The 21,001-nt window shown below is 50.0% G+C and carries 21 protein-coding genes; 7 read left to right on the top strand and 14 right to left on the bottom strand.

Going from position 1 to position 21,001, the window contains the following annotated elements; all coding sequences use genetic code 11:
* The first annotated feature begins 61 nt into the window (after nucleotides 1-61).
* Nucleotides 62-523 (top strand): OsmC family protein, encoded by a 462-nt coding sequence (locus VIJ98_RS20230; RefSeq protein ID WP_323271246.1) that lies wholly within the window; start codon nucleotides 62-64, stop codon nucleotides 521-523.
* 1 nt (nucleotide 524) lies between these two features.
* On the opposite strand, the gene VIJ98_RS20225 is transcribed toward VIJ98_RS20230, so the two are convergent.
* The 3 genes from VIJ98_RS20225 to VIJ98_RS20215 all read right to left on the bottom strand — a co-directional run bounded on the left by VIJ98_RS20225 (nucleotide 525) and on the right by VIJ98_RS20215 (nucleotide 4,675).
* Nucleotides 525-1,601, bottom strand: a complete 1,077-nt coding sequence (locus tag VIJ98_RS20225) for a diguanylate cyclase (RefSeq protein ID WP_323271245.1) — start codon at nucleotides 1,599-1,601, stop codon at nucleotides 525-527.
* Nucleotides 1,602-1,772: 171 nt separating this feature from the next.
* Entirely contained in the window at nucleotides 1,773-3,608 is a 1,836-nt protein-coding gene (locus VIJ98_RS20220; RefSeq protein ID WP_323271244.1) for a methyl-accepting chemotaxis protein, read from the bottom strand.
* 149 nt (nucleotides 3,609-3,757) lie between these two features.
* Nucleotides 3,758-4,675, bottom strand: a complete 918-nt coding sequence (locus VIJ98_RS20215) for a LysR family transcriptional regulator (RefSeq protein ID WP_323271243.1) — start codon at nucleotides 4,673-4,675, stop codon at nucleotides 3,758-3,760.
* A 110-nt stretch (nucleotides 4,676-4,785) separates the two neighbouring features.
* Between VIJ98_RS20215 and VIJ98_RS20210 the strand changes: the two genes are divergently transcribed.
* Nucleotides 4,786-5,226 (top strand): ester cyclase, encoded by a 441-nt coding sequence (locus tag VIJ98_RS20210; RefSeq protein ID WP_323271242.1) that lies wholly within the window; start codon nucleotides 4,786-4,788, stop codon nucleotides 5,224-5,226.
* Between the two features lie 303 nt (nucleotides 5,227-5,529).
* Here VIJ98_RS20210 and VIJ98_RS20205 read toward each other — a convergent pair whose 3' ends face one another.
* A complete protein-coding gene (locus VIJ98_RS20205; protein ID WP_323271241.1) occupies nucleotides 5,530-6,579 on the bottom strand; it encodes an NAD(P)-dependent alcohol dehydrogenase in 1,050 nt (349 codons plus the stop codon).
* Nucleotides 6,580-6,690: 111 nt separating this feature from the next.
* Between VIJ98_RS20205 and VIJ98_RS20200 the strand changes: the two genes are divergently transcribed.
* A complete protein-coding gene (locus tag VIJ98_RS20200) occupies nucleotides 6,691-7,122 on the top strand; it encodes a helix-turn-helix domain-containing protein (RefSeq protein WP_323271240.1) in 432 nt (143 codons plus the stop codon).
* Here VIJ98_RS20200 and VIJ98_RS20195 read toward each other — a convergent pair.
* On the bottom strand, nucleotides 7,064-7,888 hold the full coding sequence (locus tag VIJ98_RS20195; RefSeq protein ID WP_323271239.1) for a helix-turn-helix transcriptional regulator: 825 nt from the start codon (nucleotides 7,886-7,888) through the stop codon (nucleotides 7,064-7,066). The genes VIJ98_RS20200 and VIJ98_RS20195 overlap by 59 nt on opposite strands.
* A gap of 103 nt (nucleotides 7,889-7,991) precedes the next feature.
* Here VIJ98_RS20195 and VIJ98_RS20190 point away from each other — a divergent pair, with 103 nt between their 5' ends.
* Nucleotides 7,992-8,879, top strand: a complete 888-nt coding sequence (locus VIJ98_RS20190) for an SDR family oxidoreductase (protein ID WP_323271238.1) — start codon at nucleotides 7,992-7,994, stop codon at nucleotides 8,877-8,879.
* Between the two features lie 90 nt (nucleotides 8,880-8,969).
* On the opposite strand, the gene VIJ98_RS20185 is transcribed toward VIJ98_RS20190, so the two are convergent.
* The 6 genes from VIJ98_RS20185 to VIJ98_RS20160 all read right to left on the bottom strand — a co-directional run bounded on the left by VIJ98_RS20185 (nucleotide 8,970) and on the right by VIJ98_RS20160 (nucleotide 15,060).
* On the bottom strand, nucleotides 8,970-10,178 hold the full coding sequence (locus tag VIJ98_RS20185) for a DUF6421 family protein (protein ID WP_323271237.1): 1,209 nt from the start codon (nucleotides 10,176-10,178) through the stop codon (nucleotides 8,970-8,972).
* An 11-nt stretch (nucleotides 10,179-10,189) separates the two neighbouring features.
* Nucleotides 10,190-10,717 (bottom strand): hypothetical protein, encoded by a 528-nt coding sequence (locus VIJ98_RS20180; protein WP_008109138.1) that lies wholly within the window; start codon nucleotides 10,715-10,717, stop codon nucleotides 10,190-10,192.
* 23 nt (nucleotides 10,718-10,740) lie between these two features.
* Complete coding sequence (locus tag VIJ98_RS20175) at nucleotides 10,741-11,991, bottom strand: ATP-grasp domain-containing protein (protein WP_323271236.1); 1,251 nt, start codon at nucleotides 11,989-11,991, stop codon at nucleotides 10,741-10,743.
* Nucleotides 11,948-12,895: an EamA family transporter gene (locus VIJ98_RS20170; RefSeq protein WP_323271235.1), complete on the bottom strand. Its 948-nt coding sequence runs from the start codon at nucleotides 12,893-12,895 to the stop codon at nucleotides 11,948-11,950. The genes VIJ98_RS20175 and VIJ98_RS20170 overlap by 44 nt, the downstream gene beginning before the upstream one ends.
* A gap of 582 nt (nucleotides 12,896-13,477) precedes the next feature.
* A complete protein-coding gene (locus VIJ98_RS20165; RefSeq protein ID WP_008109141.1) occupies nucleotides 13,478-14,299 on the bottom strand; it encodes a Cof-type HAD-IIB family hydrolase in 822 nt (273 codons plus the stop codon).
* Between the two features lie 122 nt (nucleotides 14,300-14,421).
* Entirely contained in the window at nucleotides 14,422-15,060 is a 639-nt protein-coding gene (locus VIJ98_RS20160) for a TetR family transcriptional regulator (RefSeq protein WP_154156659.1), read from the bottom strand.
* Between the two features lie 91 nt (nucleotides 15,061-15,151).
* On the opposite strand from VIJ98_RS20160, the gene VIJ98_RS20155 reads away from it, so the two are divergent.
* The gene (locus VIJ98_RS20155) at nucleotides 15,152-15,820 is read left to right on the top strand and encodes an O-methyltransferase (RefSeq protein WP_323271234.1); all 669 of its coding nucleotides are present in this window, start codon (nucleotides 15,152-15,154) and stop codon (nucleotides 15,818-15,820) included.
* Between the two features lie 34 nt (nucleotides 15,821-15,854).
* Here VIJ98_RS20155 and zigA read toward each other — a convergent pair whose 3' ends face one another.
* The 3 genes from zigA to VIJ98_RS20140 all read right to left on the bottom strand — a co-directional run bounded on the left by zigA (nucleotide 15,855) and on the right by VIJ98_RS20140 (nucleotide 19,204).
* The gene (gene zigA, locus VIJ98_RS20150; RefSeq protein ID WP_323271233.1) at nucleotides 15,855-17,075 is read right to left on the bottom strand and encodes a zinc metallochaperone GTPase ZigA; all 1,221 of its coding nucleotides are present in this window, start codon (nucleotides 17,073-17,075) and stop codon (nucleotides 15,855-15,857) included.
* 153 nt (nucleotides 17,076-17,228) lie between these two features.
* On the bottom strand, nucleotides 17,229-18,335 hold the full coding sequence (locus VIJ98_RS20145; protein ID WP_323271232.1) for an ABC transporter substrate-binding protein: 1,107 nt from the start codon (nucleotides 18,333-18,335) through the stop codon (nucleotides 17,229-17,231).
* A 116-nt stretch (nucleotides 18,336-18,451) separates the two neighbouring features.
* On the bottom strand, nucleotides 18,452-19,204 hold the full coding sequence (locus VIJ98_RS20140) for an IclR family transcriptional regulator (protein ID WP_008109148.1): 753 nt from the start codon (nucleotides 19,202-19,204) through the stop codon (nucleotides 18,452-18,454).
* A 391-nt stretch (nucleotides 19,205-19,595) separates the two neighbouring features.
* Here VIJ98_RS20140 and VIJ98_RS20135 point away from each other — a divergent pair, with 391 nt between their 5' ends.
* On the top strand, nucleotides 19,596-19,988 hold the full coding sequence (locus VIJ98_RS20135; protein WP_008109150.1) for a RidA family protein: 393 nt from the start codon (nucleotides 19,596-19,598) through the stop codon (nucleotides 19,986-19,988).
* 142 nt (nucleotides 19,989-20,130) lie between these two features.
* Nucleotides 20,131-20,967 carry a transporter substrate-binding domain-containing protein gene (locus VIJ98_RS20130; RefSeq protein ID WP_008109152.1) on the top strand — a complete coding sequence of 279 codons (837 nt, stop codon included), beginning with the start codon at nucleotides 20,131-20,133 and terminating at the stop codon, nucleotides 20,965-20,967.
* Nucleotides 20,968-21,001 lie beyond the last annotated feature (34 nt).

Here is a 21,001-nt window from a genome sequence, read left to right as displayed (position 1 = left end):
AGCGTACATTGAGAGGGTCGCCATTAATGGCGGCCCTACGATTTAAAAAGGAGCTTTTAACATGGCAGCAAAGGAACACCATTATCAGGTCACGGTACGCTGGACCGGCAACCGTGGCAACGGCACTGCATCTTATACCGCTTATGACCGCAACGCGGAGCTGATTGCCGCTGGCAAAGAGAACGTAGCGCTGAGCGCCGATCCGGCGTTTCGCGGTGATGCAGCGCGCTGGAATCCAGAAGAGTTACTGCTGGCTTCGGCCTCGGCTTGCCACAAATTGTGGTATCTACACCTCTGTTCTGACGCCGGGATTGTGGTGGAAGCCTATGAAGATGCGGCGGAAGGAACAATGATTGAGGGCACGCGCGGCCGGTTTACCAATATCACGTTGAAACCGCGTATTGCGCTGCGCGATCCGGCTGATGCGGACCGCGCGCGTGAATTACATCATCAGGCTCATGAAGCCTGTTTCATTGCTAACTCGCTTAACTTCCCGGTGAACTGCGAACCCGAATTCGTGTGACTCAAGCCGCGCCGGCCAGCGACGGTTGCCACAAGCGCACGCCGTTGCGTCCGGCGCGTTTCACCTCATACAGCGCTTCATCGGCATGCCGCAGCCAGTGACGAATCGACTCCGCATGTGCTGCCGATGCAATACCAATACTCACCGAACAACGAAACTCCGCCGACGCAGGTAAGCGCACCTGCGCGATCTTTTCCTGCAAACGTTGGGCCAGCGCCACCACCGATTCATCGCTGGCATGATGCACAATTACGCCCAGCTCATCGCCGCCAAAACGTGCCGGAATATCCTGCAATCCCACATGATTTCGCAGCAACGCCGAGATTTCTGCCAGCAGGAAATCCCCCGCTTCATGGCCCCACGTATCGTTTACCGTTTTGAAATAATCGAGATCCATCAGCAGCAAATAACCGGCGCTGTCACCACGACGCGTGCTGAGAAATTCGCTCTCCAAACGGCGTTCAAACAGGCGACGATTGGGGATTTCCAGGCCGGGATCCATCAGCGCAATGCGTTCCAGCTCACGGTTACGTTTGCGCAATTGCCAGGTGAGATTGTAGGACGTCACGCTGAGCACCAGCATGTAGCAGGTCGCGAGCGGCAAGGTCAGCCAAACGGTTTGTGTGCTGAACGTCAGGTTTACGCCAGCGCCATCCATTAGCCATACCATGACAAAGCCGCAAAGAAATGCCTGCATCGCTGCGATCAACTGCGCGGCACCGCCGGCGGCATAACGATCTGAGGCCAGCACCGCCATGATGACAAATGAAGGCAGCGGACTCAGCGCCATTAGCGCCACCCAAATACCACCAAAGGCGGCGTCGAGGGTTAAATTATGCCGTTCGGTGGTGGTGGAATCTTCGGCCCGCAACGCGCGGCGATACGCCAACCACGGCCAGAGAAACGCATTCACAAATAACAGGGCGCTAAACGCCAGGCCACGATCCATCTCCATCAGTACCGAGAGGATTGGGAAAAAACATAAAATCGTGCCGAGCTGACGCATGATAAACATGCGACGGACGAAGCGTTGCGAACGCCGCTTCAAGTGACTATCGTCAGGTGAGTAGTAGTTCATGCACGGGAAGTATCAGGACGACAAGAATTGCAGTTTAACGGGAAAAGTTATCAGTGGAGCGGAATATTTTAAGAATATTTACCTTGCACTTCCGCAACCGCACAAAAAAGTCGCGCGTAGCTCAAAAGAGAAACAGTGGAAGTCAATCTGGACCGACTTCCACTGTAATTTTTAGCGTGCAGCTCCCTGCAAGCGGAACTGCGCCACCAATCGTTCCAACATCATCGCCTGCTCTTCCAGCGAATTCGCTGAGTGTGAAGAGGCGCTGACCAGTGTGGCGTTCTGCTGTGTGGTGGTATCCAGCTCGCCCACTGCGCGGGCAATTTGCTCAATGCCGCGGCTTTGCTCATCCGATGCTGCTGAAATCTCTTCCATGATTTCATTCACGCGCGCAATGCTGCCGAGGATCTGATCCATAGTTTCACCGGCGCGCGCCACCTGCTGGTGACCATTGCTGATGCGTCCCACCGATTCACTGATCAACCGTTCGATGTCTTTTGCCGCACCGGCACTGCGCTGTGCCAAATTGCGTACTTCGCTGGCGACCACGGCGAAACCACGTCCCTGCTCACCGGCTCGCGCCGCTTCCACCGCCGCGTTCAGCGCGAGGATATTGGTCTGGAAGGCGATGCTGTTAATTACGGCGGTGATATCGGCGATCTTTTTCGAGCTGTCAGAAATTTCGCCCATGGTGTTCACCACATCACGCACCGCGATGCCGCCTTTGTTGGCGTTGTGTGACGCTTCCGCCGCAATCTGACTCGCCTGACGCGCATTGGCGGCGTTATTTTTCACCGTGGCAGTGAGCTGCTCCATGCTGGCAGCGGTTTCCACCACCGCCGCCGCTTGTTGTTCGGTGCGCGATGACAAATCAAGGTTGCCCTGGTTAATCGCGCTGGCCGCCTGTGACACACTGCTAACGCTGCTCAGCACATCGCCGATCATGCTGCGCAGCCGTTCGTTCATGCGTCCCATCGCCGACGTCAGCTTGCCGAGTTCATCATGGCGATCGGTGGCAAATTGCGAACTGAGATCGCCATTGGCGATGCGCTCTGCCAGTTCCAGGTTATGGAATACCGGACGCGTGATTTGACGAATGATGTACCACGCCACCAGCACGCCGAACAGGATCGCCAGACCACCAATCAGCAGTGAGATTGCCGCCGATCCGTTGGCCAGTTCATCGTTGCGCGCTTTGACGATGGTAATGATCTGTTTAATCGCCGCACTGCTTTTATCGCCCGCCACTTTGACGGTATCTTCCGCCGCACGCAGCTGACCATAGGCATCCGCCGCTTGCAGGCTGAGGCTTTTGAATTTTTCAGTGTCCTGCCACAGCGAGGTAAATTCGCCCTGCTGTTCCGGCGGTAACTGTGCCAGCAGCGCTTTCATGCCCAGATCGGCCTGCTGGAAATGGTTCTCCAGCGTTTTACGCAGCGTATCGCTAACGTTAAAACGCAGCGCCCAGGCTTCTTCACGCACATTGCTAATGGCGAACAGCTGTTCGTAGATTTGGTTGGTAAGTTCAGGATTGGTAACCGGAGTGCGAATCAGTTGGGTGTAGCGCGAGGTCATGTCTTGCTGGCTTAAGGCATCAAGCTGCGAGCGCAGGCTATTTAGTTGCTGCGTGGCTTGCGTCATGGCACCAATGCTGTTCTGGAAACTGGTGAGGTGCGTTCCCAGCTCATCCACCCGCGCTCTGGCGCCATCCGACCATGAAAGTTGTTTCGCTTCGCTGGTAAGCTGCTGCGCATGCGTGACGTAATTCGCCATCACCTGACCAGATTTGTCATCGCCATACAGATATTTGAGGCGGTTAATTTTGGCCTGAAACACTTCAATGTTGATGTCATAAATCAGATTAGTTTTCTGATAAATGTCATGAATAGCGTTGAAGCGCTGCACGCTCAATCCGGTTGCCAGTGCCACTAACAACAGCACGATGCCGAATCCTGCCGACAGCTTACGCGTGATGCGCACATTACGTAATCGGGATACCAGCCCCATGTTCCCTGCTCCTGCGATTGTTGTTTTTGTAAAGTTTGTAAGGGAGTTATCGGAGCGGTACGGGAAATGTTTATTCAGGATTGTGCAAAAAGTGATTGCAGGATGTGACGCGCAACCGGAAATGTTGTCGTGATGTGCACGATAAATTGTCAGGTTTGACAAGTGGCAGCAACATCGTTGATCACTTGTCGCAACCATCGATGAGCCGGATTGTCCTGAGTGCGACGATGCCACAATAGATGAAAGGTTATGGTTGGCAGTTCAATGGGTGGCGTTAACACATTGATGAGCGCTTGATTTGCTGTGTGAGTTGCCACACGACTTAGCACGGTGGCGATAAAATCGGTGCCAGGTAACAACGCCGGTACAGAAAACATCGTGGGTAACGTCAAGCCGATATCGCGTACCAGGTTGTGTTCACGCAACTTTTGATCCACCAATCCATAATGATTGCCTTCCGGCGACACCAGAATATGACGCATCGCGACAAAAGATTTCAGGTCGATTCCTTTTTCTGCGACGTCATGGTGGCGTCCAATCATAGTTACAAAATCATCGGTTAATAACGGATGAGAAAGTATCCGGTTTTCAGCCTTGGTCGGCGGCACGCCAATCGCTATATCAATTTTCCCGGCATCTAATAAGGACACCGTTTCATCACGATCGGTAAAATAGCGCACATGAATACTGCAATTCGGCGCTAATAAAGCCAGTTTCTGCGTTAAAGAAGGCAAAAGTACATGGAGTGGATATTCCGTCAATCCCAAGGTAAAACTGCGCGCTTGAGTAACTGGATCGAAAATGTGAGTTGGATTCATCAGGTTTCTCACCTGCCCTAACGCTTCAGCAACCGGCACGGCGATCTCTTGTGCTTTGGCTGTCGGCAGCAAGCCTTCGGCACTACGAATAAACAGCGGATCGTTAAATACGCGCCGTAAGCGAGATAATGCTGCACTCATCGCCGGTTGGCTTACGCCCGCAATGGCGGCGGCTTTAGTGACATTACGTTCCAGCATCAACGCATTAAACGCCACCAGCAGGTTGAGATCGAATCCATCAAAATTCATATTTTATATAATGCTGTATATTAACCATTTGTTGGATTGATAGTGACAGATTCAGGAATACTGCTCAAGCCGGTTAGACACACCCTTAAACTTGATGCAAAGGAACCCTTATGAATGTCACAACCGAATTAAACCAACGCCTTAAAGCAGAGCGTGAAGCGGTAGAAATGCTGTATCGCGCCTTTAGTGATAAAAACCCTGATTTACTGGATTTAGCCGTAACTAAAGATTGGAATGACATTCCTTTAGGCCCGGAGCAAGGTCCGGGACCCGAAGGCTTTAAACCGTTGCTGGCGGGTTTTATTAAAGCTTTTCCTGATATCAACATCACCGTGCACGATATGGTGCAAGAGCCGGGGAAAATCGCGGTGCGCGCCGAAATCACCGGCACGCATCACGGTGAGTTTATGGGGATTGCGCCAACCGGACGCGGCATAAGCGTGCGTCTTCATGAATTTCATCTACTGGATGGTGAACGCGTTACCACAACCTGGCATATGGAAGATTGGCTCGCAATGTTCCAGCAGTTGGGTCAGTTTCCACCGGCTTAACACTATGAATTCTCCGTACTGAATTAACCCCTAATCTGCCCCAGTTTATATATAAAATTTTAACTGTGATTACAGGTCGCTATAGCCAACTTAGTTGCCTGATTAACCAAACCACAGCAGCAAGGCCAGAATTTACGGGGGAAATCATTAAAGTATGTTGTAACTATGTCGTGTAACATTGGGGCACCGGCGAATTTCAATCCACAATGACGGGTAAAGTTCAGCGTCATCAGCACGTTATCGCGCCAGTCTCAGGCGATTTCAGGGTGAAATCGCCTGCAACAATGTGCAGGCGAATAACGTTTACCAGCGCGTCGCTTGCATATCGATAACGAAGCGATACTTCACATCGCCCTTCAACATGCGTGCGAAAGCGGTTTCGATCTCTTCACCGGCAATCAGTTCGATATCGGCAGTGATATTGTGCTGGCCGCAGAAATCCAGCATCTCCTGGGTTTCCTGAATGCTGCCAATCGACGAGCCGCTAATGCTCAAACGACGATTCACCATCGGCGTGACGTTTGGAGACTGGTGCGGCTGCTCGGGAATGCCGACCAGCACTAAGCGACCGTTGGTTTTCAGCGTGGCAAGGTAAGGATCGAGATCGTGCGGCGCTGAGACGCAATCCACGATGAAATCGAGTGAAGTTTGTGCCGCCGCCATCTGCTCCGCATCACGTGAAACCACTACGCGCGCAGCGCCTAAACGCAGCGCATCTTCACCTTTGGCCGGTGAAGTGGTGAACAGCGTGACTTCCGCGCCCATCGCGCTCGCCAGCTTAACCGCCATATGGCCTAATCCGCCCAAGCCGACCACGCCAACTTTATCACCAGCTTTCACGTTAAAGTGATGCAACGGCGACCACACAGTGACGCCCGCACACAACAGCGGCGCAACGCCCGCTAATGGCAAGGTTTGAGGTACGGACACCACGAAGTGCTGATCGACCACGACATTTTGTGCGTAGCCGCCCCACGTGCTGTCGCCAGTGTATTTATCGATGCCGTTGTAAGTTGCAACAAAGCCGGATTCACAATATTGCTCTTCTTTCTGCTGGCAGAAATGGCATTCGCGGCAGGAATCGACCATCACGCCCACGCCCACCACATCGCCCGCTTTGAAATTGGTTACGTCTGCGCCGGTTTCCACCACGCGTCCGACGATTTCATGTCCCGGCACCAGCGGATAGCGACTGACCGCCCATTCGTTACGTGCCATATGCAGATCCGAATGGCACACGCCGCAGTACAAAATTTCAATTTTGACATCCTGCTGCTGCAGCGGGCGCAGTGCAATCTGGCTGGAAGAGAGCGGTTTGGCCGCATCGTGTGCGACTAATGCATTGATTTTCATAGTGCCTCCGAAATGAACTGGCTTTGGCTAGCTGAAGGCGGCAGACTATAGTGAACATGGTGCGAAATTGATAGTAGTTACCATTTGGTAACCATACAGGAGACGTAAACGATGCCCGCAATTGTTGACGGTAAGCTGTTTTTTTATGCGGATTCGCCGCCGCGGCGGCTAATGGATCTGTTTTCAGTGAAATGGAGCAGCATGGTTCTGCACGCGCTGTATCACTGGCCGAACCATCGCGCACGCACCGGCGAGTTGCAACGCAGCCTGCAGGGAATTTCGAAGAAGATGTTGTTTCAAACGCTGAAAGAGCTGGAACAGCGCGGGCTGATTGCCCGTCACGTTTATGATGTGGTGCCGCCGAAAGTCGATTACCGCTTAACGCCGCTCGGCATGACGTTCGCGACACCGATTGAGCAGATGTATCAATGGGGGCTGGAGAATCAGGCGGCGCTGGATGAGATGGAAGCCCACTATCGCGCCGCTACGGACGCGCCATCAGCCGCGCTACACAATCCCGATCGTGCTGCTGGCGCGGATTAAACACCACCAGACTTAAACCCGGTTTGCCTTCAACCGCGAAGGTGCTGTATTCAAGCTCCAGCACACCTTCGTCCGGCAGCCACAGCTGTTTGATGCCTTCGCCATGCTGGCTCACTTCCTGCGATTGCCACAGCTGGCGGAAGGTGTCGCTCATCTCGCACAGCTCTTCTACCAGCGCGCGCACATGCTCGCTGGCGCCGGTTCGCGCCACGTCCGCGCGGAAGTTGGCCACCATGCCGCGTGTCACTTTATACCAGTCCGGGAGGCGCTTCTTCATCTCCTCGTTACGGAACATCATCAGCAGGATATTGCGCTGGGCGGGCGGCAGCTCGGCGTAATCAACAAACACTTTGGTCGCCGCGCGGTTCCACGCCACCACTTGCCACTCTGCGGTTTTCACCAGCGCTGGCGTGTTCTCCATGCTATCGAGTACGCGCTGTAGCGATGGCGAAACATCCACACCCGCTTGCCATGTCACGCCCGGCAGACGATTTTGCGCCAGCAAAAACAGGTGATCGCGCTCGGCAGCGCTCAGCTCCAATGCGCGAGCTAAACGTTCCAGCACTTCTTCCGAAGGCGCGCCGCCTCTGCCCTGCTCCAGCCACGTATACCATGTGGTGCTAACGCACGCGCGCACCGCCACTTCTTCCCGGCGCAGGCCCGGTGTGCGGCGGCGCAGCAAGGTGTAGCCGAGTTTCGCCGCATCAAGCCGCTGGCGGCGTTCGCGCAGATAGTTGCCGAGCACGTTGTCATCTTGCTGAGTCATGCCTTTATCCTGTTAGTGCGTATACCTGTATAAGCTCACGACTTTTCGCCGCGTCGCAGACTTTTATGATAGTGCTTCAACTTTGAAAAAGTGGAGCACCAATATGCGAATTTTTGTGACCGGGGCGAGCGGCTTTATCGGTTCCGCCATTGTGAAAAAACTGCAGGCACGCGGTTATCAGGTGCAAGGTCTGGCGCGCAGCGAGGCTTCCGCAGAAAAATTGCAGCAGCAAGGTGTGCAGGTTATTCGCGGCGATCTTGAAGATCTCGTCGGTCTGCGCAAGGCCGTTGAACAGAGCGACGGCGTGATCCACGCCGGATATATCCACGATTTCAGCCGCATGGATCATGCTGCCGACGTCGATCAACGCGCGATTCTGGCGATGGGTGAAGTATTGGCAGGTTCAGATCGTCCGCTGATTGTCACCACCGGCACCGCGTTAGTGTCGCCGGGACGTCTCGCCACCGAACAAATCAGACCGGCAGCAGGCGCGCATCCACGTTCCAATTCTAACGTCGCCGCGCTGGCGCTGGCCGACAGCGGCGTGCGCGTGGCGCTGGTGCGCTTACCGCCAACCGTGCATGGCGCTGGCGATCACGGATTTATTCCGATGATCATCAATATGGCGAAGGAGAAAGGTGCGGCGGTATATGTCGGCGATGGCGAGAATCGCTGGCCTGCGGTACATCGTGATGATGCAGCTGAACTGTTTTGCCTTGCAGCCGAGAAGGCTGAGCCGGGTGCGATTCTGCATGCGGTGCAGGAAGAAGGAGTGCCGTTCCGTCAGATTGCCGAAACCATCGGCGCCGGATTAGCGCTGCCGGTAAAAAGCCTGACGCTGGAAGAAGCCAAAGCGTGGTTAGGCTGGATGGCGTTCTTCGCGTCTACCGATAATCCGTCCTCCAGCGCGTGGACGCGTGAGACGTTTAACTGGCAGCCGCGTGGGCCGGGATTACTGCAGGATATGCGTGAAAGCGGATATTTTGCATAAAATGTATAATTATTTGCAGCGCACCGTGATTGGTGCGCTTATTTCTACTTTCATCGCATACAGATTCAAATAACACATTGGGATATAGAGTTAAAAGAAAAGAACTGGGACACTAACATTCATGTTCTTTTTATGGATTAGATAATCATCAGGGATATTGTAGCGCTCATTGTCATTCCCGGGCTGAAGTTCTTGCATCACATAATTTTCAACTGCTTGCTTATACGTTGCATTATCCTCAATACTCTCAAGCTCCTCTATTTCTTGTACAAGAATATTCAAACCAATCAAACACTTCTCCAAATTCAGCAGCACCTTTCCAGTATGATTGGAAATGCTAATTCCATGCCCGCGACGTTTAAGCCAGGAAAATAATAGTACACCAGTTGCAGCATCAAAGTTACTCGTCGCATCGTGTTGTGCAGGATAACGAGCTAATCTTTCGAATAAAATGAACTCAGTTACTTCTCGCCACCATGTATAATGATGCTTTTGCACTCTGAGAATGGTTAGACAATCAACTTTAATTTCTTCCAAAACACCAACCCAAAAATTCATTTTGACTTGAATGTTTTTATTAAACGGACGAGGTCCGCAGTGATGATAATAGTCGTGTAAGTATCCCCATACCGTGCGCGCTGCGTAGCAATTCTCAGCGCTTAACAATTGTGATGTTTGCCCTTGAAAATCAAATAAAGATCCTACTCTACGCAATGTGTCTTTTTGGTAGATAGCATGGAATTTATTAAAAAAGAACATCTCAAAGTGTTGTTTATCGACCTTATTTCTTGTTTTAACATTTTCCGGAAAGAAAACTAAACAATGCCCTACGCTGAAACCTGAAGACGAAGCAATGAGTTGCATAGTTTGGCTGACATTTTGTGGATGTGGTAAATCAGCCATAATCGGTAACAAGACATCGGGTTCTTTTCGTTGCGCAAAAAAGCATTCCAGCCAATAACCTTTTTCTTTATGACTATTAGGCGTAATGATTGAAGCCAGGTAAAAAGTTTGACCGCCATCTATAGGAGGAACATAACTCTCTAATGACCGTTTAAAACAGGGTGCATTATTTAGCCCAATTCTTTTCCATTCACCAAGATCTTTATTCAATTGTACGGCATAATCCGATTGTTTTAGAGCATCCAATATCTCAGCAGACAAAGCAGTGATTTCATCTAACAAATACTCAGCTTTATCTAAACTACGTGCTATCGCGCCAGTAGCATTTTGAAATTTATTGAACTCATGTATACGAGGACACAATTCAGTAATAACTTTATTCCTAATCCATTCCATAATGATACTCCTTAGTCTCGATGACCATGGATCGTGAAACACATTGGTATCTCACCAAAGTCTTGCATGATCTTTAAATTATTATCTTGTGCAGCCTTTAACGTTGTAATACATGCGGTAACGTTTCCACTAATACACTCCAGCGCCGCCTGTACATTACTTGATACAAAACGAACATCCTGACTGTATGTATACGCAAGATGGGATGGCGCAGGATGACAAGCTATTGTGAGTTCTTCCATATTTGACGAACTACTATGATTTTTTGCCAATACCATATTCCACGTTGGCATTACAAAACTATCCTGAATCTCTAAAAAGTCCAAGTTCTCAAATACAATTTTATGTAAGTTTGGATAGACGGCACATCCTAATAATAGATCATGTGTATTCTTCCTGACTTCAATGAGAGCATCCTCAAGTGTTGAATAAAGCTCAACATCACCATCGACCTTCTTACTTTCCAGCCAAAGATAACCTGCTTTTTCACAATTGGTTCCTTTTGGCCCCAAAGTGTGAATTTTGATTTTACGATTCATACCACCCTCCATAATCACAGAATCTATAGATATTTTATTTTTAGACTTTTTTGCAAATCATAATAAAAAACTTCACAAGCTGCATGATCCGTATGACGCGTTAAAATAAATCCTGGATAACCTGAAAAATGAGGGTATGGAAGAACTTTATGCCCAGCATCCATAAATTCAAAAACGTATTGCACCTCAGGTTTTTCACGGAGATTAGCTAACCCATCAATCTCGATAAATATTCCACTTCCTTGCACAGGAATAATATAATTTCCGGCAGTAAATATCGACTTAGCCATTAACTCCAATTTTATAGGAATCTCCATGCCAAACGCCTGGCAAATAACCAATTGGAGAAAGTTTATATCCGTGCTCGCTTTCACAATATAATGTGATATTCCGGACCCACCCACGCGTGGTGCGACTTCAATAACAAAAGGCTTTTGCTTATGGTCAATACGTAGTTCAACATGTGCGGGTCCCTCACTAATTCCCAAGGCCTTAAGTGCACGTCTGACTTCATCTGCAATTTCGTCTCGCAGTTTTTCATCAATATTAGCAGGTGCAATATAAACTCCCTCTTCAAAGTAGGGACCTTTGCTATTACCTTTGTCACCGATTGAAAGCACCGTCACTTCACCACAATGAGAAAATGTTTCAATAGCAAACTCTGGTCCATCAATAAATGACTCGAGTAGAACACCTCCCTTGTCATAGATAAAATTTTTCAATTGCGTGTTATTAATTTCCCATACTTTATCTATAGCACTTTTCAATTCATCATGGTTATTAGCTCTGGTAACTCCCTGACTGGAGAAGCCATTAGTAGGCTTGACGACAAGCGGAAATTTAATTTGATCAACATTTGGATATTCTCCTTCTTTTAGCTCGATATAGGATGGTGTATTTAGGCCGTTATCATGCAGAACGCGCCGCGTCATGTTTTTATTTCTACACTGCTCAACCACGTATTCTGGTAAGAAAGGTAATCCTAACTGGTGAGCAATTTTAGCTGCGAAGTCTAACGCCGGTTCAAACAGTGTTAAAACACCATCGATTGGATGTTCTCTATTTGCTAGCATTACTTTATTTATTGCCTCTTCTTCATCGTCGAACAATGGCAAAGCAATGCTTCTGACTACAGCGGGAAGCACGGGCGGCGGCGGCTCATTTTCGTTATAAAAAAACGTAATCTCAACGCCCATCGCTTGAGCTTCATCAAAGACAAATGCCAGTTTTCTATTCTGACAAATTATGGCCAGGTTTTTCTTCTGAGTTGACATTGAGGGTTTCCTTTTTACATTGTGGTAAGATTATTAACATTACTCCGAGGACAACTACTGCCGTACCTATAATTACCGCTATCGTAATTTCTTCATCAAGAATGACGAATCCCATATACAACGCAATAACTGGAGAAATGAATAAATGCGATGTTGCTTTAGAAATATGCCAATGTTTAAGCAGAGTTATATTAAGCGTAAAACCTAACACTGATCCTATTACTGCTAAATAAAGAAGCGCACCTAAACTCTCCCCATTAAAAAAACGGTTACCACTTTCAATCATTAAGCTTGTAATCAAGAGAAAAAAACTGCCGCTAAGCATGGAGAGTGCAACAAAACTAAGAAGAGGAAGTGTTTTAATATGCTTTTGTACTTTTAGCGTTATAGCGGCTGAACTGCCCATAGCGCCTAACACTGCCAACATAGCAATTAAATTTTTTTCATTACCTTGTAAGGATATCCCTTCACCAAAAACCACACAGATACCCATGATGGCGCATACAACGCCTATCAATTGCCTACAACTTGCAGGCTTGCCGCGTAAGAAATGGTTTAGAAGCAGTGCATATACACTAATGCCAGAAGCTAAAACTGCCACCAATCCACTAGGTATATATGTTGATGCCCAGTAAACGGTTCCAAAAGGTATGGAGAAATAAAACAGACCGTTCGCCAAAGCTAGAATGGAAACAGAGTAATTAATACATAGCTTCTTCCTCATCAACAAATAAATTATAATAATGACACTTGCAATTAAAAACCGCATTCCGGCTGACCACAATGGAAGACTGTTATTTAATCCAAGCTTTTGTAATGCCCACGTTGTGCCTCCAATAGAACAAAGCATTATAAAAAACAAATAAACGCGAACTCTCGTTAAAAAGTTAAAAATGGATGACATAATTTGAGCGCTCCCTGCGCTATATATTAATGCGTTAAATTTAAAACTTCATTATTTTAATGCTTGAATTATTAGCGGCAACCGAATCCTTAAGCCCAGCTTATCAGAGCATAATGAAAACTCTAGCCATAATTCAATCACTACCTAATAAAAAGAAAAAACACTTGAATTACCAATCCCGCAGCGAACATTAAATTGACTTATAAATATAGATTGTTATTTTCAGCTGCATTTTATTCCAAAGGCAGTGTAATGATTTAAAGCAAGGGAAATTTCCCACATCAACATAAGACACGTGAAATTATCGCAAGATAGGCTGAATTTAAAACATCGTCCAAACCATTGCATTACAATGATTTTATTTCACCAATGAAATTTAGTGTGAATGTAAAAAATACATATATGTCTTACTAAAAGAAATGATTAGATTCTAACGCTGCCCACGTTCTTAAAATTAGGCGCAAATGCCGTCATAAGAATTCAATAATTTATTATGTGACGGGTATTAGTAAGAGATATGAGTTAGCAGCTGACATTCAGAGTGAGCGTCATTGCCTGCAATGACGCTCCGCATCAATAACATCAACCAAACGGCACTTCGCGCGCCAGAATGCGGGCGATCACGTTAAGTGCGCCTTCGTCATTGTTGCTTTCGGTTCTGTAACGCGACACCGCGCTGACCGGCGCTGCGGCGTTCGCCATTGAGAAGCTGTAGCACGCCTGACGCAGCATTTCGATGTCGTTGGCGCTGTCGCCTACCGCCACCACTTCACAATCATCAATACCCCATTTTTCCTGCAGCAGCGCGATGCCGTGCGCTTTGTGGCAGCCGGGAATGATCAAATCAACAAAACCAAAACCGCTGGAAACAGGATGCATAATGTTTTCAATTGCGCCCAGCTCAGCGTGCAACCGCTCCATCAAGGCATCAACCCCTTCGTGCGCCAGATTCAGCGAGAACTTAAAGATGGTGTCGTCGATATCGTAGAGATTGTCGCGCTTTTCCAGACGATGGTAGTGATTCGCCAGCATGGCAATCACTTCGTCGGACATTGACGTATGCACGTACGCGCCGTTGCGACCACAAACCACGGTGCTAATGTCCGGTTCTTTGGCGAGAATATCGAGGATTTGATGCACGCGTTCCTGCGCCAGTTCGCCGCAGAAGATCTCTTCATTGCTGTCAGAAACCCATGCGCCGTTTTCCGCGACAAAAGCGATCTCATCTTTGATGTCAGGAAAGTAGCGCAGCAACTGATAATACTGATTGCCGCTGGCGACCACGAAACGAATGCCCTTCTCTTTCAGCAACGCATACTGACGCGCAAAGCGCTGCGCGTTGTACTGTTTGTTGTCATCGAGAAAAGTGCCATCCATATCCACCGCAATCATCTTCACTGCCATTTTGCTCTCCCGTTTGCTCATTCGACTCAATAAAGGTTTTGTTAAGCTTACTCGCGGTGTGGATTATTGAGAATGTGAATAATGAGTTTGTTAACCGCTTTCAGAGATTTCCAGTCCATCTTTTACTGTAAATCGGCGCCTTTTTCCCTGATCCAGGCACAAAACATCTCCGCCATCTCTTGCGCGTAAGCCTGAATCTCTGCTGGCGTGCGCGGCGATTCGGAAAAGTGTTTCCCAACATTGCCCAGCGTACTGTTCAATAAATCTGCGGCGCGCGCCCGTTCGCTCTCCTGTGACTGCGGTAATACTTCACGCAGAAAATCACTGATGACGTTTTCACCTGCCGCGCGCGCTTCCTGCACTTCCGGCGCGTCACGATACAGAGGCGCGGCGTCATTCAGCGCGGTGCGCATCGCCGCCTCTTCACATTCGGAGTGCAAAAACGCCAGCGTGAGATCGTGCAGTCGCTGACGCGGTGTGTTGGCGGTATTACGCAGAATCGCGCCTAACAAATTGCCGGTGCGCTGCCATTCCTCGCTTTGCAATCTGAAAAGAATAGCCGCCTTATTGGGAAAATATTGATACAGCGATCCAATACTCACGCCCGCGCGTTCCGCCACCCGCGCCGTGGTGAAACGCGCGGCCCCTTCCAGTTCCAAAACCTGAGTAGCCGCTTGCAAAATGGCGGAAACCAGCTCGCTGGAGCGTGCCTGCTTGGGTCTTTTTCGCTCTGAAATCTTAGTGTTACGTGGCTCAGCCATCATCATCCCCTGAACACGAATAGTGAAACGCGAATAATTCATCGTATTCTGTTGGCACAGCAAAATCCACTTGGTATGCCCGGAGAACAACATGAATACCTTAACTTCTGCGCCACTGGCGCCGCTGCTGAATTACCTGTTTGAGCTGGCCGATAATATGGCGCATCCAACCAACGATGCGTTCAGAACGATGTCTGACGCCGAACAACATCGCCTGCTGCACAGCAAAACCGATTACCTGGAACTTTACGGACATTTAAAAGAGGTCCCATTGGCGGTATCACGTGAAACCGGCAAATTGCTGTATATGCTGGCGCGCAGCAGCCATGCCAAAACCATCGTTGAGTTTGGTACCTCGTTCGGCATTTCCACGTTGCATCTGGCGGCGGCGGTACGCGATAATGGCGGCGGCAACATCATCACCTGCGAATTTGAGCCGGGGAAAGTGGCGTTAGCCCGTAACCATTTCGCCGATGCAGGCGTCAGCGATTTGATTGAGGTGCGCGTGGGCGATGCGTTGCAGACATTGAGCTGCGATCTCCCGGCCACCATCGATATGCTAGTGCTGGACGGCGCAAAAGCGATCTACCCGGAGATTGTGACGCTGGTGCAGCCGTTTTTGCGTCCCGGCGCGCTAATTGTTGCCGACGATGCCGATTTCAGCCCGGAATATCTGGAGCTGGTGCACAGCAGTAGAGGGTTTATGTCGCTACCGTTTAATGATGGAGTTGAGGTTTCGATGTGGTTGGGAAAGGTGTAATTAAAAAAGGTCGCCATGAATGGCGACCCTACAATCAGTTAAACCATGGCTGGAAGGGATCGGGGAATTCAGCCCAATTATCGGGACCGAGCGCCATTTCCTCATCGGTTAGCAGCGCCTGTTGCAGTTTGTTTCGCAGCGCTGTTTCATCCATGTCGATGCCGATAAACACCAGTTCCTGACGCGCATCGCCGGTACCGTCAACCCAATTCTCTAGAATGTAGCCAAGGTTTTCCGCATCTTCTGGCCAGCGATCTTTGGGTACGCTGGCCCACCACATCCCGGCTAAACCCTGACGCGACACGCCGCCCGCCTGCGACCATGAACCGGCATGACGCGGACGGCTGGCGAGCCAGAAGTAGCCTTTAGATCGCACCACGCCGCGCATCTCGTTTTCAATCAACTGGAAAAAACGCATCGGATGGAACGGGCGACGTGCGCGGAACACGAAGTTACGAATGCCGTACTCTTCCGTTTCTGGCGTGTGTTCACCACGCAACTCCTGCAGCCAGCCCGGCGCCTGTGCGGCGGCATCAAAATCAAACAAACCGGTGTTGAGCACCTGATCCAGCCCGACTTTGCCGAATTCAGAGGTAATGATGTTGGCGCGCGGATTGAGCGACGTCAGGATCGCCATTAATCGCGCTTTTTCCGTCTCATCAATCAGGTCGGTTTTGTTGAGGATCAGCACATCGCAGAACTCAATTTGATCGACCAGCAGATCCACCACCGTGCGCTCATCCTCCGCGCCCAAGGATTCACCGCGCGACTGAATGCTTTCGTTCGATTCATAGTCGCGCAGGAAGTTGAAGCCATCGACCACCGTCACCATGGTATCGAGCGCCGCGACTTCAGACAGACTTTGCCCGTCTTCATCGGCGAAGGTGAAAGTCTCCGCAACCGGCAGCGGTTCAGAAATACCGGTCGATTCGATCACCAGGTTATCGAAACGCCCATCTTTTGCCAGCCGATTCACCTCCAGCAGCAAATCTTCACGCAGCGTGCAGCAGATGCAGCCGTTACTCATTTCCACCAGCTTTTCGTCGGTGCGCGACAGCTCTGCCCCGCCCTCGCGCACCAGCGCGGCATCGATATTCACTTCCGACATATCATTGACGATCACCGCCACGCGACGGCCTTCGCGGTTATTAAGAATATGATTGAGCAGCGTAGTTTTACCTGCGCCGAGAAAGCCGGAAAGCACGGTGACGGGAAGTTTTTTAAAACCATGCTGGTTTTGGGTTAATGCTGACATAGCAACTCCTCTGAATGACAACGTTCACAAGGCGTATAGGCATACGCGCAGTGCTGTTTTTAGTTATGTTATAATATAACAATTATCGTTGTCATTGAGGAATGTTGATTGAAAGGATGGGTCGCCATAAATGGCGACCGTGAAAACCCGCGATTACTGATTGTTCGGGTAACTTAAATCAATCGCGTTATCCGGCAACGTAGTGAAGTTTTTAACGATGGTGCGGAAATCTGCATTCGGCTTCAGATCGGCAAACTGTTGCGGATAGAGATCTTTCGCCAGGATTTCCATGCCGATGATGTTGTACGGATGGTTATAGAAATGGTGATAAACACCGTACACGCGGCCCTGTTTCACCGGCTCAATCTGCGCCAGGCCGGTGCGCTTCAGCAGCGTCTGGAAGGTGGCTTTCACTTCCTGCGGTTGCACGCCATAACCAAACGGCAGCACATTGCCGTTCGGACGCTTCGATCCAGTCATGATGTAAACATCCGGTTTCATAGCGATGATTTTCTCCAGCGCGACAAATCCGGCGTTGCCCGGCAACAATTCAGAGCCGATATTTTTACCGCCCACCGATTCCACCAATCCGCCCCAACCATTGTGGCTGTGCGTGAAGCAGCAGTTGTCGCTATTCCCGGCGATCGGTTCGATAAACACCGTTGGCTTATTTTTCACTTCTGCCACGCCCTGTGTAATGCGCGCGAATTTCTGCTGATAAAAATCGGTGTAAGCCTTGGCCTGGGTTTCGCGGTTCAGCACTTTACCGAGCAGTGTCACGCTCGGTGCAGTGTTCTGCGCCGGGTGCAGTTCGTAATCCACGAACACCACAGGAATATGCAGATTCTGCAACGTAGCGAGCACGCCCGATTGCTGAAGCGCCGGTTTGGCGCGCAATTGCGCAATCATCAAATCTGGTTTTTGCGCCAGCACGCTTTCAAGGTTGACCTGGCCCTGATCGTTAAAGCCCATATCAACGATTTTCGTCGCTTCCGGCCAGCGACCTTTCAGCAGATCCCAGGTTTGCGTGTCCTGCTTTTTCGGCAGATTGTTCCACGCCACCACGCGCTTAAACGGGTCGTCGCGGTCCAGCAGCGCCAGCGTCAAAATGTCGCGGCCATCCTGCAGAATAATGTGCTGCGGCTCTTTACTGATGGTTTGCGTGTTGCCGTCCATATCGGTGACGGTCAGCGGATAAGTGGAGGCGGCAGCCGCCGTTGAAGCCAGTAATCCCATTGCCAAAAGCAGGCGCGTTTTCATCCCATAACTCCGTGGTAAAAAGAATAGTTATTATTATCAATTACCTTAACACAACCTTAAGTGGCGAGAATAAACGCCACTTCAATCAGGTGTAACGGAGTTTTACGAGAGCGCTGTCAGGTGAAATCAGACAGTTTTTGTCCGGAGGTGATCAATTCCTGCAGCAGCATCTGCCGACGTTCCTGCGGCGTATCGCGGCTGACCATAAAGCAGATAGCAGCAACTGCCTGACCGCTGCGTGAACGGATCGGCGCCGCCATGCAGCAGGTAAAGCTTTCAGATAAGCCTTCCGTCATGCAATAACCGAGTTTTCCGGCGTGATGAATTTCATCAAGAAACGCCTGCTTATCGAGGATTTGGCCGCTGGCGAGGCGATAATCCTCCTCCGGGATCAGATCCAGAATCGCGCTATCCGACCAGTTACTCAGCAGCAAGCGGCCGGTCGCGGTCCAGGTAATTGGCACACGCACGCCGATATCCGAGGTAATTTTGAACGGATGCGCATTACTCTCAGAGAGCACCACGGTGTATTTATTGCCTTCCAGCATACAGAGCTGCACGGTTTCGCCGTGGCGCGCCACAATTTCCACCATCAATTGATGCGCCCGACGGATCAGATCGTTGTGCGCCATATAATCCGCACCGTAATAGTGCATCTCACGGCCAAAGAACACCGCGCCTTCGGCATCCAATTCTACCAAACCGGCTTCACTCAACAGGCTGACTAATTCATAGATGCTGGAACGCGGTGCGCCGGTTGCGTCGATCAACGCGCGCATCGACATCGGTTGGCGTGCGCTGTGCAACTGCCGAAAGATATCAATAACCCGGTCAACGCCGCGCGCCCGCGAGGTTTTTTCATCCGGCATAAACTCACTCCTTGGTGGCATGGCTATAAAAGGCATAGGCATTGAAAGAGAGGCATGATACACCGCGCACCAACATTTACCCATCCCGGATTAAATAAATATTAATCACCCGCCATTTATTAGCACGATCAATTTTGGTGCCTCATTATGGCGCATCACGCTCACAGAACTTTTATAAAAATACGATAGCGATCACACTCCAATTTAAATACGCACTCAACTTAAATTTATTTTGCGATCCGGACGACATCACAAAAAATTAAATAGCGGTGCACATATTGCAAAAGAAAATTTCCTGTGCAAATCTTGCCCTATCCAGTATTGCAGATAGCAGTCTGGTATATCAGACAACATAGTAAGCAGATTTTCGCTGCAACAGGAGCAGGAACGGATGACGATTAAACGTTATGGCGTCGAAGGCGGAACCGGCACCGGCGGGCAGAAACTGCCGTTTGCCCGCGCGGTTGAAGCCGATGGCTGGCTTTACATCTCCGGCCAAACGCCGATGCGCGACGGCGAAGTGGTGGAAGGTGGCATTATCGAACAAACTCAGCTGGCGTTCGAAAACTGTCTCACCATCATGCGTGAAGCCGGTTATCGCGTGGAAGATGTGGTACATGTCACGGCGGTATTAACCGACGCGCGTTATTTCAGTTCATTTAATAAAGTATTCAGTGAGATATTTAGCGGAAATCCACCGGCACGTATTTGTAGCGTGCAGGATTTAGTAGTCGACTGCAAAGTCGAAGTCGATATGAAATGCTTCCGCGCCGATCGTAAATAAATATTACGGTTAAAACAGGCTGGCGAATGTTTACTTTCTCCGCCCACACCAGGACAGCCTGTTATTAATTGATGCCTTTCTATTTTGCTGTGAAATAACGGTATTACGCCGTCTCGTCAAAATTTCTAAAGAGAGCATAACAATGAAGACAACATCGCTAAAAGTGAGTCTCAACGCGCTAGCCGGCGCGCTGGTATTACTGACGCTGGCGGGCTGTACGCCAACCGAAGAGAAAAAAGAAGCGGGCGCCGCACCGCAGTCAGCGCTGCAAACCGTATTGCAACGCGGCACGCTGCGCGTCGGTGATTGCCTGAGTTTCGCCCCGTTTGGGTTTTACGATAAAGACGGCAACCCGGATGGCTACGATGTTGATCTCGCCAAAGCGCTGGCCAAAGAGATGGGCGTGAAGCTGGAAATGGTCAACACCACCAGCGCCAACCGTATCCCTAACCTGCAAACCAATAAAGTGGATGTGGTGTTCTGCAACTTCACCCGCAATCTGGAACGCGCCAAAGAGATCGGCTTCACCAATCCGTATGTGGTGGCGAGTGAAGCGATGCTGGTGCGTAAAAACAGCGGCATCCAGTCAGCACACGATATGGGCGGCAAAACCATCGCCACGGTGAAAGGCTCAACCAACGGCGATGAAGTGCGCAATCTGGGCATTGACGTGAAAATTCAGGAGTACGACTCATCGCAGGCGGCCATCCTCGCGGTGAAACAGGGCCAGGCCGATGCGATGATCGAGGATAACAACTTCCTCGCCTATCAGGCCAAGCTCGACCCGACATTGACCGTAACCAACGAAGCGCTGGTGCCGCTGGAATACAACGCCTTCGGTGTGAAACAGGGCGATCAGGTGTGGACCAACTACCTCAACGAATTCCTGTTTGAAATTAACGCCTCCGGCGAAAACGCCCAGCTGTATCAGAAATGGTTCGGCAATAAACCGCGTTACCCGCTGAATCCGCAATATTGATCCCCACGCGGCGCGGCAGCTGATGCTGCGCCGC

The sequence above is a fragment of the Pantoea sp. S18 genome (assembly GCF_045689705.1).
In the GTDB taxonomy this organism is placed as follows: Bacteria; Pseudomonadota; Gammaproteobacteria; order Enterobacterales; family Enterobacteriaceae; genus Pantoea; species Pantoea symbiotica.
Note: the sequence above shows the minus strand (reverse complement) of the source record. Positions and strands in the feature narration are given on the sequence as shown.

Bases quoted from the DNA above. Each gene is read 5' to 3' on its own strand.
- VIJ98_RS20230 (WP_323271246.1), top strand. From the start codon at position 62: ATGGCAGCAAAGGAACACCATTATCAGGTCACGGTACGCTGGACCGGC.
- VIJ98_RS20225 (WP_323271245.1), bottom strand. From the start codon at position 1,601: ATGAACTACTACTCACCTGACGATAGTCACTTGAAGCGGCGTTCGCAA.
- VIJ98_RS20220 (WP_323271244.1), bottom strand. From the start codon at position 3,608: ATGGGGCTGGTATCCCGATTACGTAATGTGCGCATCACGCGTAAGCTG.
- VIJ98_RS20215 (WP_323271243.1), bottom strand. From the start codon at position 4,675: ATGAATTTTGATGGATTCGATCTCAACCTGCTGGTGGCGTTTAATGCG.
- VIJ98_RS20210 (WP_323271242.1), top strand. From the start codon at position 4,786: ATGAATGTCACAACCGAATTAAACCAACGCCTTAAAGCAGAGCGTGAA.
- VIJ98_RS20205 (WP_323271241.1), bottom strand. From the start codon at position 6,579: ATGAAAATCAATGCATTAGTCGCACACGATGCGGCCAAACCGCTCTCT.
- VIJ98_RS20200 (WP_323271240.1), top strand. From the start codon at position 6,691: ATGCCCGCAATTGTTGACGGTAAGCTGTTTTTTTATGCGGATTCGCCG.
- VIJ98_RS20195 (WP_323271239.1), bottom strand. From the start codon at position 7,888: ATGACTCAGCAAGATGACAACGTGCTCGGCAACTATCTGCGCGAACGC.
- VIJ98_RS20190 (WP_323271238.1), top strand. From the start codon at position 7,992: ATGCGAATTTTTGTGACCGGGGCGAGCGGCTTTATCGGTTCCGCCATT.
- VIJ98_RS20185 (WP_323271237.1), bottom strand. From the start codon at position 10,178: ATGGAATGGATTAGGAATAAAGTTATTACTGAATTGTGTCCTCGTATA.
- VIJ98_RS20180 (WP_008109138.1), bottom strand. From the start codon at position 10,717: ATGAATCGTAAAATCAAAATTCACACTTTGGGGCCAAAAGGAACCAAT.
- VIJ98_RS20175 (WP_323271236.1), bottom strand. From the start codon at position 11,991: ATGTCAACTCAGAAGAAAAACCTGGCCATAATTTGTCAGAATAGAAAA.
- VIJ98_RS20170 (WP_323271235.1), bottom strand. From the start codon at position 12,895: ATGTCATCCATTTTTAACTTTTTAACGAGAGTTCGCGTTTATTTGTTT.
- VIJ98_RS20165 (WP_008109141.1), bottom strand. From the start codon at position 14,299: ATGGCAGTGAAGATGATTGCGGTGGATATGGATGGCACTTTTCTCGAT.
- VIJ98_RS20160 (WP_154156659.1), bottom strand. From the start codon at position 15,060: ATGGCTGAGCCACGTAACACTAAGATTTCAGAGCGAAAAAGACCCAAG.
- VIJ98_RS20155 (WP_323271234.1), top strand. From the start codon at position 15,152: ATGAATACCTTAACTTCTGCGCCACTGGCGCCGCTGCTGAATTACCTG.
- zigA (WP_323271233.1), bottom strand. From the start codon at position 17,075: ATGTCAGCATTAACCCAAAACCAGCATGGTTTTAAAAAACTTCCCGTC.
- VIJ98_RS20145 (WP_323271232.1), bottom strand. From the start codon at position 18,335: ATGAAAACGCGCCTGCTTTTGGCAATGGGATTACTGGCTTCAACGGCG.
- VIJ98_RS20140 (WP_008109148.1), bottom strand. From the start codon at position 19,204: ATGCCGGATGAAAAAACCTCGCGGGCGCGCGGCGTTGACCGGGTTATT.
- VIJ98_RS20135 (WP_008109150.1), top strand. From the start codon at position 19,596: ATGACGATTAAACGTTATGGCGTCGAAGGCGGAACCGGCACCGGCGGG.
- VIJ98_RS20130 (WP_008109152.1), top strand. From the start codon at position 20,131: ATGAAGACAACATCGCTAAAAGTGAGTCTCAACGCGCTAGCCGGCGCG.